The sequence below is a fragment of the Luteibacter sp. GL_149 genome (assembly GCF_057834065.1).
The window spans coordinates 2,389,711-2,406,962 of sequence record NZ_CM174395.1; the positions used below are offsets into that span (position 1 = coordinate 2,389,711).

At 62.4% G+C, this 17,252-nt stretch carries 1 protein-coding gene (running past one end of the window); it reads right to left on the reverse strand.

Annotation, left to right across the window (positions count from 1 at the left end):
• On the reverse strand, nt 1–17,229 hold the beginning of the coding sequence (locus AC3IR3_RS10750; RefSeq protein ID WP_489191971.1) for an amino acid adenylation domain-containing protein. 22,854 nt of this gene lie to the left of the window's left edge; only the first 17,229 of its 40,083 coding nucleotides appear in the window; its start codon is at nt 17,227–17,229; the stop codon falls past the left edge of the window.
• Nucleotides 17,230–17,252 lie beyond the last annotated feature (23 nt).

A 17,252-nucleotide genomic window follows, 5' to 3' on the forward strand; every position in this document is an offset into this window, starting at 1 on the left:
CGCGACCGCGACCGCGCAGCCACCGCGTTGCAGGCTCTGGCAAGCCAGATGAATCGCCGTCAGCGACGACGAGCACATGGTGTCCAGCGCCATGCTCGGACCGTTGAAATTGCAGAAGTACGAAATCCGGTTCGCGATCGATGCCGGGCTGCCGGGTATGGCGAGGGAGCGTCCCCGCGCCTGCTCTTGCGCGCCGTACAGTTGGTACTCCTCGTACATGACGCCGACGAACACACCGACGTTGCTGTCCTCGGCCACGTTGTCGCGGGTGTAGCCCGCGTCTTCCAGCGTGGCGTGCACGCATTCGAGGAACAGCCGTTCCTGCGGATCCATCAACTCCGCTTCGCGCGGCGAAATGTTGAAGAACAGCGGATCGAACAGGTCGACGCCATCGATGAAGCCGCCCCATTTTCCATAGGTCTTGCCGGGCTTGTTACGGTCTTCGTCGTAATAAAGCGTGTGATCCCAGCGTTCCGATGGGATCTCGGTAATGCTGTCCTTGCCGTGGCTCAGGTTGGCCCAGAACTGTTCCAGGTTGCCTGCCTGCGGATAGCGTCCGGCCACACCGACGATCGCGATTTCACTGATGCCGGGATCGGTACCGCGCAACTCGAAACGCGAACGGCGATGGATCGCCTGTACGACCTTCCTGTCGCCATGGGGTCTTGCCAAGACGGCCGGCGCCGGGACGGCGGTTCTTTCACCGAACAGCTCAATCAGCTCGGCGCGCCAGGATTGCAGGAAATAGTCGGCCAGCGCCGCGATGGTCTGGTATTCGAAAAACAGTGTCTTTGGCAATGATCCGAAGGATTTTTCCAGTTTGAGAGTCAGGTCCATGACCAGGACGGAATCGATGCCATAGGCTTCCAGTGGCGCGTTCGCATCGATTTTGTGCGGCGGCAGTTTAAGCGTGGCCGATAGCAGCCGGACCAGATGGCGTATCGTCTTTTCGCGCAAGTCTTCAGCCATCGGCTCGGCACGATCCACCTCGGCCACCACGACGGCCGGCTTCACCGGCATATCTTTCAACAAGGTTGCTTTCAGCCGGTCTATTACACCTTCGGCCACCAGCACCTGAGGCAGCCCGCTCGAGATGGCCTGTACCAATGCCGCACAACCGCTGGCACTACGCAGAGGCGTCATGCCGGTTTCCTGCAGCAGGTATCGGCGCGTGGCGGCATCGACCTGCATGCCGCCTTCGGCCCATAGCGGCCAGTTCACGGATAGCGTGCGTCCGTGGCGCAGGCCCTTGGTCACCAGATCGCTGCGGTAGTGCGCGAACGTATCCATGAAGGCGTTCGCTGCCGCGTAGTCGGCCTGTCCCACATTACCGAGCGCACCTGAAACAGACGAGAAGCAGATGAAGCAGTCGAGCGCCAGTTCCCGGCTGGCCTCGTCGAGGTGGAGAGTGCCGGCCACTTTGGCGCGCAGCACGTCGTGCAATGCCTCCCGGGTCTTCCGGATGATGAAACTGTCGCGCAGGACCCCCGCACTGTGGACGATGCCGTGCAGGCCGCCGAAGACTTCGGCAACGCCGTGCACCAACTGCATCACAGCGTCGCGATCGCCCACGTCGAGCTGGCGGTATTGCGCCGTCGCGCCCAGCGCTTCGAGTTCGGCGAGTGCGGCCTGCGTTGCATCGGTCAGCGGCGAACGCCCGGTCAGGATCAACGTGGTGCCCCTGGCCTGACGCGCGATATCGCGAGCGAAGATCAGGCCCAGACCGCCCGCGCCGCCGGTGATCAGGTACACACCCTGCGCCTTCCACGGCGACACGACATCCGGTGTCGACGGACGTTCGGCCCAACCGCCGATCTGGCGTTCGCCGTCGACGTAACGCACGTGTTGCGCGTTGCCTTCACGGTTTTCCAGCAACGCCTGTACGACATCCTGACCGGTTTCGATGCGGATGACCTGACCGACGATGCGCGGATTTTCCAGCTGCGCGGTGCGCAGCATGCCGCCCAGGCCTGCCATGGTCTGATCTATCCCCTGCCCCGGCACGACCACCTGAATCAGGTGCTGTCCCGGCTGGCTGCTCAGCGACTGGATATGTTCCAGCAAAGTGCCGGCTGCGGATTCATAGGCATATGCCAGATCCCGATCCGCGGCAAAGGCCACGCAGACGACGCCAGGCATCTGCGCCTGCACGCCATCCGCGCCTGGCACATCGAGTCCGCACAACATCACCAGGTGCCGTGCGAACACGGGGCTCGCGACGCTATCGGTTGCGACAGGCTTGGCTTCCCATACAGGAGTCGTCAGCAAGGTCTGCAACGCCATGCCGGGTTCGGCGATAACCGTCGATGCCCGCAACTCGAGCTGGTTGAAGCGAACGCATACCGCGCCTGTTTCGTCGCAGAGATCGATATCGATCGTCTGCGATGTATCGGCTGCCGTGCTTCCGGTGCTGTGACGCACGAAGGCCCACATGGCGGCGGTGCAAGGTGCAAAAACCTCCAGCGATCCTAGCGCGATGGGCAACAACAGCGGCTGCCCGTCCATATCGTCAGTCGTTTGAATCAGCCCAAGAGTGGCTTGCAGCGCTGCGTCCAGAAGACCGGGATGCAGCGCGTAGCCATCCATCTTCGCCGAAGTGGGTAACGTGATCCGTGCCAGGACTCGCTGCGGCCCGACGAATAGCTCGCTCAGCCCCTGAAATCCCGGGCCGTAGTGCAGGCCCATCCGTTCGAACCGGGCATAGCATTGCGCCGCACTCAAATAGGACGTCGTGCACTGCCGACGCAAGGCGGAAAGATCGTGCACTACCGTTTCGCCAGACTCCGCATCCGCGACAACGATCGCCGAGCCCCGGCTATACGTCACGGTTTCGCCGTCATCGGCGTCCCGGTAGATCTCGAAGCCGATGTCGCCATCGTCTTGCGGAACCAGTGCGATATGCAGGTCGACTCCGTCCACGCCGGCAGCCACCGGCCGCGTCCATGCAATGTTCTTCAATTGCAGGGTGCAATCCTCTTCGATCGCTTCGCTGACTGCGCGTCGCGCCATCTCCAGTTGGGCGACACCCGGAAGAATACGTACGCCCTGCACCACGTGATCGGCGAGGAAGAACTCTTCGCCGCTGAAATGGGAGCTGAAACGCTGCACCGAGAAACTGGAGGTATTGCGATGCAGTAGCGGATGCAATATCCCTCCCGCCGCTGACGTGGCCATCGACTGCGGGGTTGATAGTTCGATCCAATAGCGCTCGCGGGCAAACGGATACGTGGGCAGGCTGATGCGATGTGGCCGGTTGGCGCCGTACAGGCGCTGCCAGTCGAAGGCCAGACCCTTCACCCACAGATCGAGCAACTTGCCGAACTTGCCCTTGGCGATCCATGACTCGACGGCGGCGGCGATATCGTCGTCGCCGGACAGAGCGGCCAGTGTGTCTTTATTGCGTTTGACCTGACCACGGTACAGCTCATCGATCGCGGTCTCACCGGCGGCATAGGCGCTCAGTTTCTCGCGCAGCTCGGATAGGGTGCTCACCACCAGCGCGAGCCGCTCTTCCATGGCTTCGCGTCCGACCTGCAGCGTGTACGCCAGATCGGCCAGTTGAATATCCGGCTCCGTTTCCGGCGTAGCGAGGATCGCCAATAGCGATTGAACCTGCTCGCGCAGCCGCTCATCGTCGCGCGCCGACAGCAATACCATGGCGGGACCGGTCAGGATTGCAGCCGTCATCGCTGGCTGGATGTATTCCTCGATCAGTACATGCGCGTTCGCACCGCCCGCACCGAACGACGAAATGCCCGCGATTCTTGGCAATTCCCGCTGGTCCAGCATCGGCCGCGGCCACGGCGCGAGTTCCTGCTGCACGACGAACGGCGTACCGGCGAAGTCGATGTTCGGGTTCAGTACGCTCGAATGCAGACTCGGCACCAATTGCCGGTGCTTCATCTGCAGCAGCACCTTGGTCACCCCAGCGATACCCGCCGCGCTCTCGCAATGCCCGATATTCGATTTGGCCGAGCCGATGGCGCAGAACTGGGTGTCCTGCGTCCAGCCGCGGAATGCCTTGGACAGTCCCGCGATCTCGATCGGATCGCCCAGACTCGTGCCGGTACCGTGGGCTTCCACGTAGCTCACCGCGCGGGCATCGATGCCACCCTCGCGCAACGCGCGCTCGATCACCTTGGCCTGCGCGTTAGGGTTCGGCACCGTATAGCCGTTGGTCTTGCCGCCGTGGTTGATCGCGGTGGCCTTGATCACGCCATAGATGTGATCCCCATCGGCCTTCGCTTGCGCCAGTGGTTTGAGCAGCACGGCACCGACGCCCTCACCGGGCACGTAGCCTTCGCCACCCTCGCCGAAACTCTCGCAGCGACCCTTGCCGGAAATGAACTTGCCTTGGGCCAGCATCAGGTACTTGTTCGGGTGCACCGACACGTTCACGCCGCCCGCGACCGCGACCGCGCAGCCACCGCGTTGCAGGCTCTGGCAAGCCAGATGAATCGCCGTCAGCGACGACGAGCACATGGTGTCCAGCGCCATGCTCGGACCGTTGAAATTGCAGAAGTACGAAATCCGGTTCGCGATCGATGCCGGATGACCCGGTACGGCAATAGCCCGTCCCCTTGCCTGTTCCTGGGCACCGTACAGCTGATATTCCTCGTACATCACGCCGACGAACACACCGACGTTGCTGTCCTCGGCCACGTTGTCGCGGGTGTAGCCCGCGTCTTCCAGCGTGGCGTGCACGCATTCGAGGAACAGCCGTTCCTGCGGATCCATCAACTCCGCTTCGCGCGGCGAGATGTTGAAGAACAGCGGATCGAACAGGTCGACGCCATCGATGAAGCCGCCCCATTTTCCATAGGTCTTGCCGGGCTTGTTACGGTCTTCGTCGTAATAAAGCGTGTGATCCCAGCGTTCCGATGGGATCTCGGTAATGCTGTCCTTGCCCTGGCTCAGGTTGGCCCAGAACTGTTCGAGGTTGCCTGCCTGCGGATAGCGTCCGGCCACGCCAATAATGGCAATCTCACCGATGTCGCCACCGGCATCCTTGCCTGTCCGGCGGCGCGTCTCATAGCGCGACCGGCGGCTCATCGATACGGATGCAGGTTTATCGATCCTGATCGCCGAAGGCACGGACACGGCGGCCGCGACGACGCGGCTTTCACCCAGCAACGCAGCCATAGCGGCATGATGATGCTGCACGAAGTATCCGCTCAATGCGGCAATGGTCTGATATTCGAAGAACAGCGTTTTTGGCAGTGGACCGAATTGCTTCTCTAGGGCGCGCGTCAAGTCGAGCACCAGGAGGGAATCGATGCCATAGGTTTCCATCTGCGCCCGTGGATCGATCCTGTGGGTCGGCAGCTTCAGTGTCGTCGACAGGAAACGTACGAAGTAGCGGGTGGCTCGTTCCCGGATATCGTTCAACACGTCATCGTCCGACGCATCGTTTGCGATCAGCGCGACAACCTTTTCCTTCGGCGGCAGTGGCGCCGGCTGCGGTACTGAATCATTCACCGGGTAGTCCTTTCCTTGGCTTATCGTGTCCATGGCGTTCGCATCGCGGGCAAAACCATCCGTGGACGGGGGATTCAACACCCTCAGACCAAGCCTCCTGAATCGCAGGCACGGCACGCCGTTGTCGTCGCACACATCGATATCGACCGTTTGCACGGCATCGCTGCCTGCACGGTCGACGATGGGCCGAACGACCGCCCACATGCGGGTCGTGCAGGGAGCAAGTACGTCCAGCGCGCCCAACGAGAACGGCAGCATCAAGGTCGAACCGTCCGCATTTGTGCCCAGATGCAAACCGATCGATGCTTGTAATGCGGCGTCGAGCAGGCTCGGATGCAGCACGTAGCTATCCTTCGACACCCGGACCGACGCGGGCAGCGTTATCCGGGCCAGTGCCAGTTGTTCGCCGACGAACACTTCGATCAAGCCGCGGAAGCCATCTCCATAGTGCAGGCCCAGTTTGTCGAAGACCGCATAGCATTGTCCGGCGTCGAGATGGGCCTGCGTGCATTGCTGACGCAGGGCCGCCAGATCGAGGCTCGTCGGGGCGACATCGTCGATGGCATCCGTCACCACGCCGCGGCCATAGACGATCTCATCGTCTGCGACTCCGGAATGAATCTCGTAGCCGATGTCGCCGTTGTCTTCCGGATACAACGAAATATGCAGCTCCATGCCCTCGCTGCCGACGACCACGGGGCGTGACCATACGACGTCCCTCAGATGCAGCTTGCCGGCGCCGTCTATTGCCTCGTTCGCGGCAAAGCGTGCCATTTCGAGTTGGGCTACGCCCGGCAATATCCGGCTATCCAGCACCACATGATCGGCGAGGAAAAATTCGTCCCCGCCAAAACGACTGCTGAAGCGTGGCCCCGACAAGTTCGACGAATTACGCTGTATCAACGGATGCAGCGCGGCATCCACACGGGACGCCGCTGGCAGATGGATATCCCCGGCCGGTACCCAATAGTTTTCCCGGGCAAAGGAATACGTCGGCAAACTGATGCGACGGGGCTTGTGGTTGGCGTAAAGGCTGGTCCAGTCCAGACCGTACCCTTTTACCCACAGATCGAGCAGCTTGCCGAATTTGCCTTTTTCGACCCAGCTCCGGACGGTCTGGGCCATGTCTTCGTCGGCGGAGAACGTGGACATCGCGTCTTTGTTGCGTCTTACCTGTCCGCGATAGAACTCGTCCATGCCGCCGTCGCCCGCGAGGAAGCGCGTCAGCTTGTCGTGCAGTTCGGCGAGTGAGCCGACCACGAGACCCAGCCGTTCTTCCATTGCTTCGCGTCCGACCTGAAGCGTATAGGCCAGATCGGTCAGTCCGATCTCCGACTCCGCTTGCGGCGAATCGATGAACGTCAGCAGCGATCGCACTTGTTCGCGCAACCGTTCTTCATTGCGCGCCGATAGCACCACAGCGGCCGGGCCGCTTGCGACAGAAGTCGTCGTCGACGGGATGTATTCCTCCAGTACGACATGCGCATTCACTCCACCGAAACCGAACGAACTCACGCCGGCGCGGCGCGGCACAGCCTGTCCGCGCGCGTCGCGTACCGCTGTCCATTCGCGTGCCTCTTGCACCACGTAGAACGGACTGCCGTTCAAGTCGATGTATGGATTGAGGGTGTCGCTGTGCAAACTCTTCACCAGCGTCTTGTGCTTCATCTGCAGCAAGACCTTGATGACGCCTGCCACGCCGGCCGCCAGTTCGAGATGGCCGATATTCGTCTTGACCGAGCCCAGCCCGCAGTGCGGCGCCACGACGTCGCTCTCGCCCGTCGCCGCGTACAGCTCTTTAAACGCGGCCTTCAGGCCATTGATTTCCACCGGATCGCCCAGTGACGTGCCGGTGCCGTGCGCTTCGATATAGGTCACGGTGCGCGGATCGATACCCGCCTGCTGGTGAGCCTTCCGGACGACTGCCGCCTGCGCCTTCGGATTGGGCGCGGTCAGCGAGTTGGCGCGGCCGCCATGATTTTCCGCTGTGCCACGCACCAGACCGTAGATATGGTCGCCGTCGCGCTCGGCGGCGGACAACGTCTTCAACACCAGCATCGCGACGCCTTCACCGCGTACATAGCCGTTGGCTTCGCTGGAGAAGGTCTTGCAGCGACCGTCCTCGCTCAGCATTCCGGCCTTGTTGAAGCTGATGTGCAGCTCGGGGTTGACGATGGTGTTCACGCCACCGGCGATAGCCATGCCGCAGTCACCCCGCTCGATCGCGAGGATCGCCCGCCGCAGCGCAACCAGCGAGCTGGAGCAGGCCGTTTCCACCGGCTCGCTCGGGCCGTGGAAATTGAGGAAATAACTCATCCGGTTGGGGCCCACCGAAGCGACCGCCCCGGTCGAGGAATACCCTTCGATCGCCGCCCTGGCCCGACTGATCAGGTTGCCGTACCCACTAGCCATGGTGCCGACATAGATGGCCGTGTCGCTGCCCGAAAGCACCGGACCGGCATAGCCGGCATCTTCCAGCGCCTTCCAGACATGGGTCATCATCAGACGCTGCTGCGGGTCCATCAGCTCCGCCTCTTTGGGCGAGATGCCGAAGAACATCGGATCGAATTCGTCCACACCGTCGATGAAGCCGCCCCACGTGATGTCGGTCTTGTTCTCTTCCGGTGCCCGGTCGCCGTACCAGGCCTGCCAATCGCCGCGCTCGGGCGGAATTTCGCCGATGCAGTCCTTGCCGTCGCGCAGGTTGCGCCAGAAGGCGTCGATGTCCCGCGCCTGCGGGAACTGACCGCTCATGCCGATGATCGCAATCGGTTCGTTGACCGCCTGAGTCCGGCTCGCAGCCGGCGTCACCATGGGCGTGGCGAAACGCCGCCGCCCGCGTGAGCGGATACCTTCGAACGCTGGTATCGGCACCGCTACGGCGGCCGTCGCAAGTGCTGCCGTCGTGCGGTTCGTTACCGCCTGCTGCGGTGCCAGCGCCGTCGGATACTCGCGCACCAGATGGCCGGCCAGACCGTCGAGCGTCGGGTACTCGAAGAAGATCGTCGGCTTCAGTTCGAGCCGGTAGTGCTGGTTCAACGCGTTGCCGAACTCGGTCAGCGAGATCGAATCGAAACCGTATTCGCTCAAGGCTGTCTCGCCGTCGATGTCCTCCGGCTTCACCTTGATCAGCGACGACACTATTCCCATCAGTGTCCGCTTCACCAGATCCTGTAACGCGTGGTCGTCATGGTGCGTCTTCGCACCGCTGTCGTTGGTTGCCGTCGACGGCAACCCTGCGGCTGTTTCCTGCGATTTTCCCAGCACTACCTGGCGGATGCGAGCCGCGTCGCCCGCCACCACCAGCAACTGATTCAGCCCACTCGCCATCGCCTGTCGCAAGGCCAGCACCCCGCTATCGGTGGACAACGCATGCATGCCCAGTTGCTGGATCAGCATCGTGCGTGTCGCCGCATCCGCCTGCATGCCGCCTTCGTCCCACAGCGGCCAGTTCACCGACAGCGTGTTCCCGTGGCGCTGTCCTTGTGCCACCAAATCCGCGCGATGGTGTGCGAAGGCATCCATGAACGCATTGGCCGCCGCATAGTCGGCCTGCCCCACATTTCCCACCGCCCCGGCGATGGACGAGAAGCAGATGAAGCAGTCGAGCGCCATATCGCGGCTGGCGTGGTCGAGATTCAGCGTACCGGCCACCTTGGCGCTGAATACGTCGTGCAGTTGTTGCCGGGTCTTCCTGGCGATGAAGCTGTCGCGTACCACGCCGGCACTGTGAATGATGCCGTCGAGACTTTCGAACTCTTCCGGAATACTGTGCACCAGTTGCGTCAGGGCGGCGGCATCGCTGACGTCGACTGCGTGGTATCGCACCACGGCCCCAAGGGTTTCCAGATGGCGGATGTTGGCCTGAATGCCTTCGTTCGGTGCCGATCGGCCGGTCAGGATCAGCACGGCGTTCCGGGCCTGACGCGCGATGTCGCGGGCGAAGATCAAACCCAGTCCGCCGGCGCCACCGGTGATCAGGTACACGCCGTGCGCTTTCCACGGCGAGGCGGCTTCCGGCGTCGCCGTGCGTTCGGCCCAGCCGCCGATCTGGCGCTCACCGTGGACGTAACGTACTTGCTGCGCGTTACCGTCGCGGTTTTCCAGCAGCGCCTGCACGATGTCCTGACCGCTTTCGACGCGGATGACCTGACCGACGAGGCGCGGATTTTCCAACTGCGCCGTGCGCAGCATGCCACCCAGGCCCGCCATGGTCTGGCCTGTACCCCAACTCGGTACCACTATCTGTATCAGGTGCTTACCGCTCTGACTGCCCAGCGACTGGATCTGTTCCAGAAGCACGCCGGCAGCCACCTCAAAACGATGAGCAACATCGTTGCCGTTAGCCGGTTCGAGGCAGATCGCGTCGGGCAGGTGAGGCTCCAGGTCGACCGCATCCCCGCCGCACAACAAGACGACGTGCTTCGCAAACGCATCGCCGCTCGCCGGCGACGCCGGCTGCGTCGTCCATGTCGGTTGCAAGAGCAAGGTCTGGATTGGTTTGCTGTGCGCCGCGCTCGCCGTTATCGGCCTCAGGCTGAACTGCGTGAAGCGCACGCAGACGGCACCCTGCTCGTCGCACAGATCAACGTCGAGCCGTTGCACCGCGTCGCCTGTCTGGCTACCGGCGCTGTGCCGGACGACGGCCCACATGGCAGCTGTGCATGGTCCGAGCACTTCGAGGGCACCCAGCGCAAAAGGCAACATCAGCGTCGCCCTGCCCGCGTCCGCCGCCGTACCCAGTTGCAGACCCAGCGTCGCTTGCAACGCCGCATCCAGCAGACTGGGATGCAGTACGTAACCGTCCATCTGCGCGGACGCGGGCAGCGTGATACGTGCCAGAACTTGCCGCGCCCCCACGAACAGTTCGCTCAGACCCTGGAATCCCGGGCCATAGTGCAAGCCCATCTGTTCGAAGCGGGCGTAGCATTGCGCCGCACTCAGATGGGATGCGGTGCATTGTTGACGTAGGGCGGACAGGTCGTGCACTGCCGCTGTCCCGGATTCCGCATCCGGGACAGCGGTCACCGAGCCCTGACTGTATGTAACGATTTCGCCATCATCGCCTTCGCTATAAATTTCGAAGCTGAGATCGCCGGCTTCCTCGGGGTGGAGCGCGATATGCAGTGTCAGCCCATTGGCGCCCACCACGACCGGACGCACCCACACCACATCGTTCAATGCGATATGAACCGTTTCGCCGATCACTTCACCGACCGCACGGCGCGCCATCTCCAGTTGTGCGACGCCCGGCAGAACCCGTGCGCCTTGCACCACGTGATCGGCGAGGAAGAATTCTTCCCCGCTCAGGTGCGTGCTGAAGCGCAGCCCGGCGACGTCCGAGGTATTGCGATGTAGCAGCGGATGTAGCGCTTCGCCGTTGCCGGACGAGATGACCGCCTGTCCTTGACTGGTCTGTATCCAATAGCGCTCGCGGGCGAACGGATAGGTCGGCAGACTGATGCGACGTGGCCGATCGGCGCCGTACAGACGTTGCCAGTCGAAGGCGAGGCCTTTGACCCACAGGTCGAGCAGCTTGCCGAACTTGCCCTTAGCGATCCATGCCTCGACGATGGTACCCATGTCCTCGTCGCCGGCCAGAGCGGCCAATGCATCTTTGTTCCGTTTGACCTGACCGCGATACAGCTCGTCAATGACGGTCTCACCGGTGGCATAGGCGCCCAGCTTTTCGCGCAGCTCGGATAGCGAGTTCACCACCAGCGCGAGCCGTTCCTCCATGGCTTCTCGTCCGACTTGCAGCGTGTACGCCAGATCGGCCAGTGCGATATCCGCATTCGTCGCGATAGCTGCCAACAACAACTGCACCTGTTCGCGCAGCCGGTCTTCATGGCGTGCCGACAACACGATCAACGCCGGGCCGCTCGCTGCGTGCGAAACGATCGGCGCAATGTATTCCTCGATCACCACATGGGCATTCGCACCGCCCGCACCGAACGACGAAATGCCCGCGATTCTTGGCAATTCCCGCTGGTCCAGCATCGGTCGCGGCCACGGCGCGAGTTCCTGCTGCACGACGAACGGCGTACCGGCAAAGTCGATGTTCGGGTTCAGCACGCTCGAATGCAGGCTCGGCACCAGTTGCCGGTGCTTCATCTGCAGCAGCACCTTGGTCACGCCGGCGATACCCGCCGCACTCTCGCAATGCCCGATGTTCGATTTCGCAGAACCGATCGCGCAGAACTGCGTATCCTGCGTCCAGCCGCGGAATGCCTTGGAGAGTCCCGCGATCTCGATCGGATCGCCCAGACTGGTCCCGGTGCCGTGCGCTTCCACGTAGCTCACCGCGCGGGCATCGATGCCACCCTCGCGCAACGCGCGCTCGATCACTTTCGCCTGCGCGTTAGGGTTCGGCACCGTATAGCCGTTGGTCTTGCCGCCGTGGTTGATCGCGGTGGCCTTGATCACGCCATAGATGTGATCCCCATCGGCCTTCGCTTGCGCCAGTGGTTTGAGCAGCACCGCACCGACGCCCTCACCGGGCACGTAGCCTTCGCCACCCTCGCCGAAACTCTCGCAGCGACCCTTGCCGGAAATGAACTTGCCTTGGGCCAGCATCAGGTACTTGTTCGGATGCACCGACACGTTCACGCCGCCCGCGACCGCGACCGCGCAGCCTCCGCGCTGCAAGCTCTGGCAGGCCAGATGAATCGCCGTCAGCGACGACGAGCACATGGTATCCAGCGCCATGCTCGGACCGTTGAAGTTGCAGAAGTACGAAATCCGATTTGCGATCGATGCCGGGCTGTTGAACACCGCGAGATTGCGGCCCCTGGCCTGCTCCTGCGCGCCGTACAACTGGTACTCCTCGTACATGACGCCGACGAACACACCGACGCTGCCTTCCTGTCCCGCACCGGCATGTTGGGTGACGCTGTCTCTGGTGTAGCCAGCGTCTTCCAGCGTGGCGTGCACGCATTCGAGGAACAATCGTTCCTGCGGGTCCATCAACTCCGCTTCGCGCGGCGAAATGTTGAAGAACAGCGGATCGAACTGATCGACACCGTCGATGAAACCGCCCCATTTGCTGTAGGTTTTTCCGGGTTTGTTGCGGTCTTCGTCGTAGTAGAGCTTATAGTCCCAGCGCTCGGACGGAATCTCGGTGATGCTGTCCTTGCCCTGGCTCAGATTGGCCCAGAACTGTTCCAGGTTGCCTGCCTGCGGATAGCGTCCGGCCACGCCAATGATGGCGATCTCACCGACATCGCTGGTTGCCGTAGCCAGGTTGACGCGCGCCTCATCCTGGAAACCGCGCTGTTGCATGCCAAAGCGGGGGCGACGCGTCGCTACCGTGCTGGCGACTGGTGTTTTTTCTTCGCGCGGCGACGTCGCTTCGGGGGCATCGTGCGACGTTTCGCCCAGCACCTCGCTCAAGCGTACACGGTGATTTTGCAGAAAATGACCTGCCAGCGCGGCAATCGTCTGGTACTCGAAAAGGAGTGTCTTGGAGAGCGGGCCGAATACTTGCTCCAGCGTTCGGGTCAGGTCCATCACCAGGATGGAGTCGATACCGTAAGCCTCCATCTGTACGCGTGCATCGATGCTGTGAGCGGGCCGTTTGAGCGTGCTCGATAACAGCCGAACGAAATAGCGTACGGCTTTCTCCTGTAGCTCGTCGGACGGTGCGTTCGACGCTGCGGCCGCCAGAGCGACGGGCTTCGCTGCAACGGATAGCCCGGACCTGAAACGACGTATCGCACCTTCGGCCACCAGCACCTGCGGCAGGCCACTCGATAGCGCTTGTTCCAGCGCGGCACAGCCGCTGGCACTGCGCAGGGGAATTAACCCGGTTTGCTCCGTCATGCTCTGGCGCGTAGCGGCATCGACCTGCATGCCGCCTTCGTCCCACAGCGGCCAGTTCACGGCCAGCGTGCGTCCGTGGCGCTCCCCATGCGCTACCAGTTCGGCACGGTGGTGAGCAAAAGCATCCATGAAGGCATTCGCTGCCGCGTAGTCGGCTTGTCCCACGTTTCCGAGCGCACCCGACGTGGATGAAAAGCAGACAAAACAGTCGAGTGCCAGCTCCCGGCTGGCCTCGTCGAGATGGAGGATACCGGCCACCTTGGCGCGCAGCACCTCGTGCAACTCGTCCCGGGTCTTCCGGATGATGAAGCTGTCGCGCAGGACACCCGCACTGTGAATGATGCCGTGCAGGCCGCCGAAGACTTCGGCAACGCCGTGCACCAACTGCGTTACGGCGTCGCGATCGCCCACGTCGAGTTGGTGGTATTGCGCGTTCGCACCCAGTGCTTCCAGCTCGCAGAGCGCGGTCTGCGTTGCATCCGCCAGCGGCGAGCGCCCGGTCAGGATCAACGTGGCACCCTTGGCCTGGCGCGCGATGTCGCGAGCGAAGATCAGGCCCAGACCACCCGCGCCGCCGGTGATCAGGTACACGCCCTGCGCCTTCCACGGCGTCGCGGCATCGGACGAGAGCGGCCATTCGGCCCAGCCACCCACCTGACGCACACCATCGACGTAACGAATCTGCGTCGCCTGACTATCGCGGTTTTCGAGCAATATCCGCACGACGTCCTGACCGGCATCGACGCCGATGACCTGACCGACGATGCGCGGATTTTCCAGCTGCGCCGTGCGCAGCATGCCACCCAGGCCCGCCATAGTCTGGCCGATCCCTTGCGTCGGTACGATCACCTGAATCAGATGCTGCCCCGACTGGCTACCCAGCGACTGGATATGCTCCAGCAAGGCACCGGCGGCGGATTCGTAACACTGCGCCAACGGGTCGTCTGCGCCGATGTCAATGCACGTCGCGCCGGGTACCCTCGATTGCACGTCGGACGACGTTACGCCACCACACAGCATGACGAGATGCCGCGCGTAGTGTGAGGCACTGGCAGCGATAGCCGGCTGCGCTGTCCAGTCGAGGTGCAGCAGCGCCGTCCGTACCGGCTCTTCGGATCCGGCATGGGTCGACGCGCGCGCACAAAACTCGCCCAGGCGCACGCATACCAATCCAGCTTCGTCGCACAGCTCGATATCGAATTTCTGCAGCGCATCGCCCGCGGCATTGCCGGCGCTGCGACGTATCACGGCCCACATACTCCCGATGCACGGAGCCATGACGTCCAGCGATCCGAGCGCGAAGGGCAGCATCAGTCCAGCGTCATCCCATCCGCCCGCGTCGTCGGCCTGAAAGGCGATCGTCGCCTGCAGCGCCGCATCGAGCACACTGGGATGGAGAACATAACCTTCCCGCAACGAATTTACTGAATCCGGCAGCGTTATCCGCGCCAGGGCGAGTGCTTGTCCGACGAACAGTTCGCTCAAACCACGATGGCCAGGTCCATAGTTCAGGCCCATGCGGTCGAACGCGGCATAACATGCCGCCGCGGTCCTGTGGACTCGCGCACACTGCTGACGCAGCGCGGCGAGGTCGTGCATCACTGTTGCGCTTTCAAGGGCGGTAACCACCGAACCCTGGCTATACACCACGGCCTCGTCGCCATCGGCGTCGGCGTAAAGTTCAAAACTGAACTCACCGTTGCTTTCCGGAAACAGCGCAATGTGCATGTCCTTTGGCTCGGACCCGACTACGATGGGCCGTAGCCACACGACGTCTTTCAAACGCTGCTGCCCCGTACCTGTGACGGCGTGGCCCACCGCACACCGGGCCATTTCCAACTGCGCCGCGCCCGGCAACGTGCGTTCGCCCTGCACGACGTGGTCGGCGAGGAAGAATTCCTTCCCGGTAAAGCGACTGCTGAAACGCAGTCCGGAGACGTTCGACGTATTGCGGTGCACGAGCGGGTGGATGACCGCCTGCGACGACGACATCGACGTTTGCGCCGGCTTTGCCTCTACCCAGTGTTTCTCCCTGACGAACGGATAGGTCGGAAGCGCGATGCGGCGGCGCTTGCTGGCGCCGTGCAGGATCGTCCAGTCAAATGCATACCCTTCGACCCACTTTGCCGCCACCGCCGGAAGATCCCCATCGATAAGCAGCGTGGCCAGCGAGCTGTCGCTTACCGCGTCGTCCCCGGCAAGCGCAGGCACTTCGGCCGACAGTTGCCCGGTAAAGACATCGCCCGATCCGGACGATTGCGCCAGCCAATCTTCCAGGCGCGTTTGCAGCGTTTCGAAGGAGTCGACCACCAGCGCCATACGCGCGGCCATGGCCTGCCGTCCCACTTGCAGCGTATAGGCCAGATCGGCCAATCCGGCGCGACGGACTTCGGCCGATGCCACAGCGGCGATCAGTCGATGCACGCGCTCGCGCAGTACGGGCATGGTCCTGGCCGACAGTACGACCAGCACAGGCGGTTGCTTCGCTACAGCACTGTTCTCGCCTGATATCGCATCCTCGGACTCGAGATACTCCTCGACAATGACGTGGGAATTCACACCGCCAAAGCCAAAGGAACTGATGCCGGCGCGACGAGGAATCGCCTGTCCGTTGTCGGCGACCAGGGCCGGCCACGGCTGCGCCGTGTCGACGATAAAGAACGGGCTGCCATCCAGCGTGATGCGTGGATTGAGCTTCTGGTAATGCACCAGCTGCGGGAAGGCCTGGTGCTTCATGCACAGGATTGTCTTGATCACCCCGGCCAGACCGGCGACCGATTCCAGATGGCCGATGTTGGTCTTGACGCTGCCGATACCGCAGGAATGCTCGTTCAATACTTCCCCGCGATCCGTCGCGACGCGGGAGAACGCCATTTTCAGGCCTTCCACTTCGATCGGGTCGCCCTTGGGCGTACCTGTCCCATGCGCTTCGACATAGCCGATGGTGCCGACGGGCACGCTTGCCTGACGCAAGGCTTCGGCGATCACGTTCGACTGTGCGGACGATCCGGGATAGGTCACTGTCCGCGCGCGGCCGCCATGATTCACGGCCGTGCCGCGCAGTACGGCGACAATCCTGTCTTTATCGCGGATGGCTTTGTCGAGCGGCTTGATCAGAACCATGGCCGCGCCTTCGCCCCGCACGTAGCCATTGGCACGCTCGTCGAAGCTCTTGCAGCTGCCGTCCGGCGACAACATGCCGGTCTTGGAAAACGAAATGAAATGAGTCGGGCTGCATAGCACGCTCACTCCGCCAACCAGCGCATGGTCGCATTCGCCGCGACGAATCGCGTGCGCGGCTTTGTGCAGCGCGACCAGCGAGCTTGAGCATGCGGTATCGATCGGCATGCTCGGGCCGTGCAAATTCAGGAAATACGAAATTCGATTCGGGATGAGAGCGGTATGCGTTCCCGTGGAGACGTGCCCCTCGATCGCATCGAGTGCATTCCCGAGGTGGTCCGCGTAGTCGAAATTGAACACGCCGACATAGACGCCGGTGCGGCTGCCACTGAAGACCGCAGGGTCGTAGCCCGCGTCTTCGATGCATGACCATGCCTGCTCCAGCATGATCCGCTGCTGCGGGTCCATGACCTCGGCTTCGCGCGCCGACACACCGAAGAAATCGGAATCAAATAACTCCACGCCATCGACAAACCCACCCCACTTACTGATGGACTTGTTCTTTTCCCGCACATCGGTCGAATAGAAAGCATCCTTGTCCCATCTGTTTTCCGGAATCTCGCTTATGCTGGACAGGCCGTTGCACAGGTTCTCCCAGAACTGGTCGTAGTTTTCGGCACCGGGAAAACGGCAAGACATGCCGATGATGGCGATATCCCCGCCATCGCCACGATCGACACCATGACCCTCCCCTTCTTTGTCCGTAGATGGCGACTGGCTATCCTGGGGCGGAATCTGACCGACATTCATGATCGTGCCTATCCTGTGGTGTT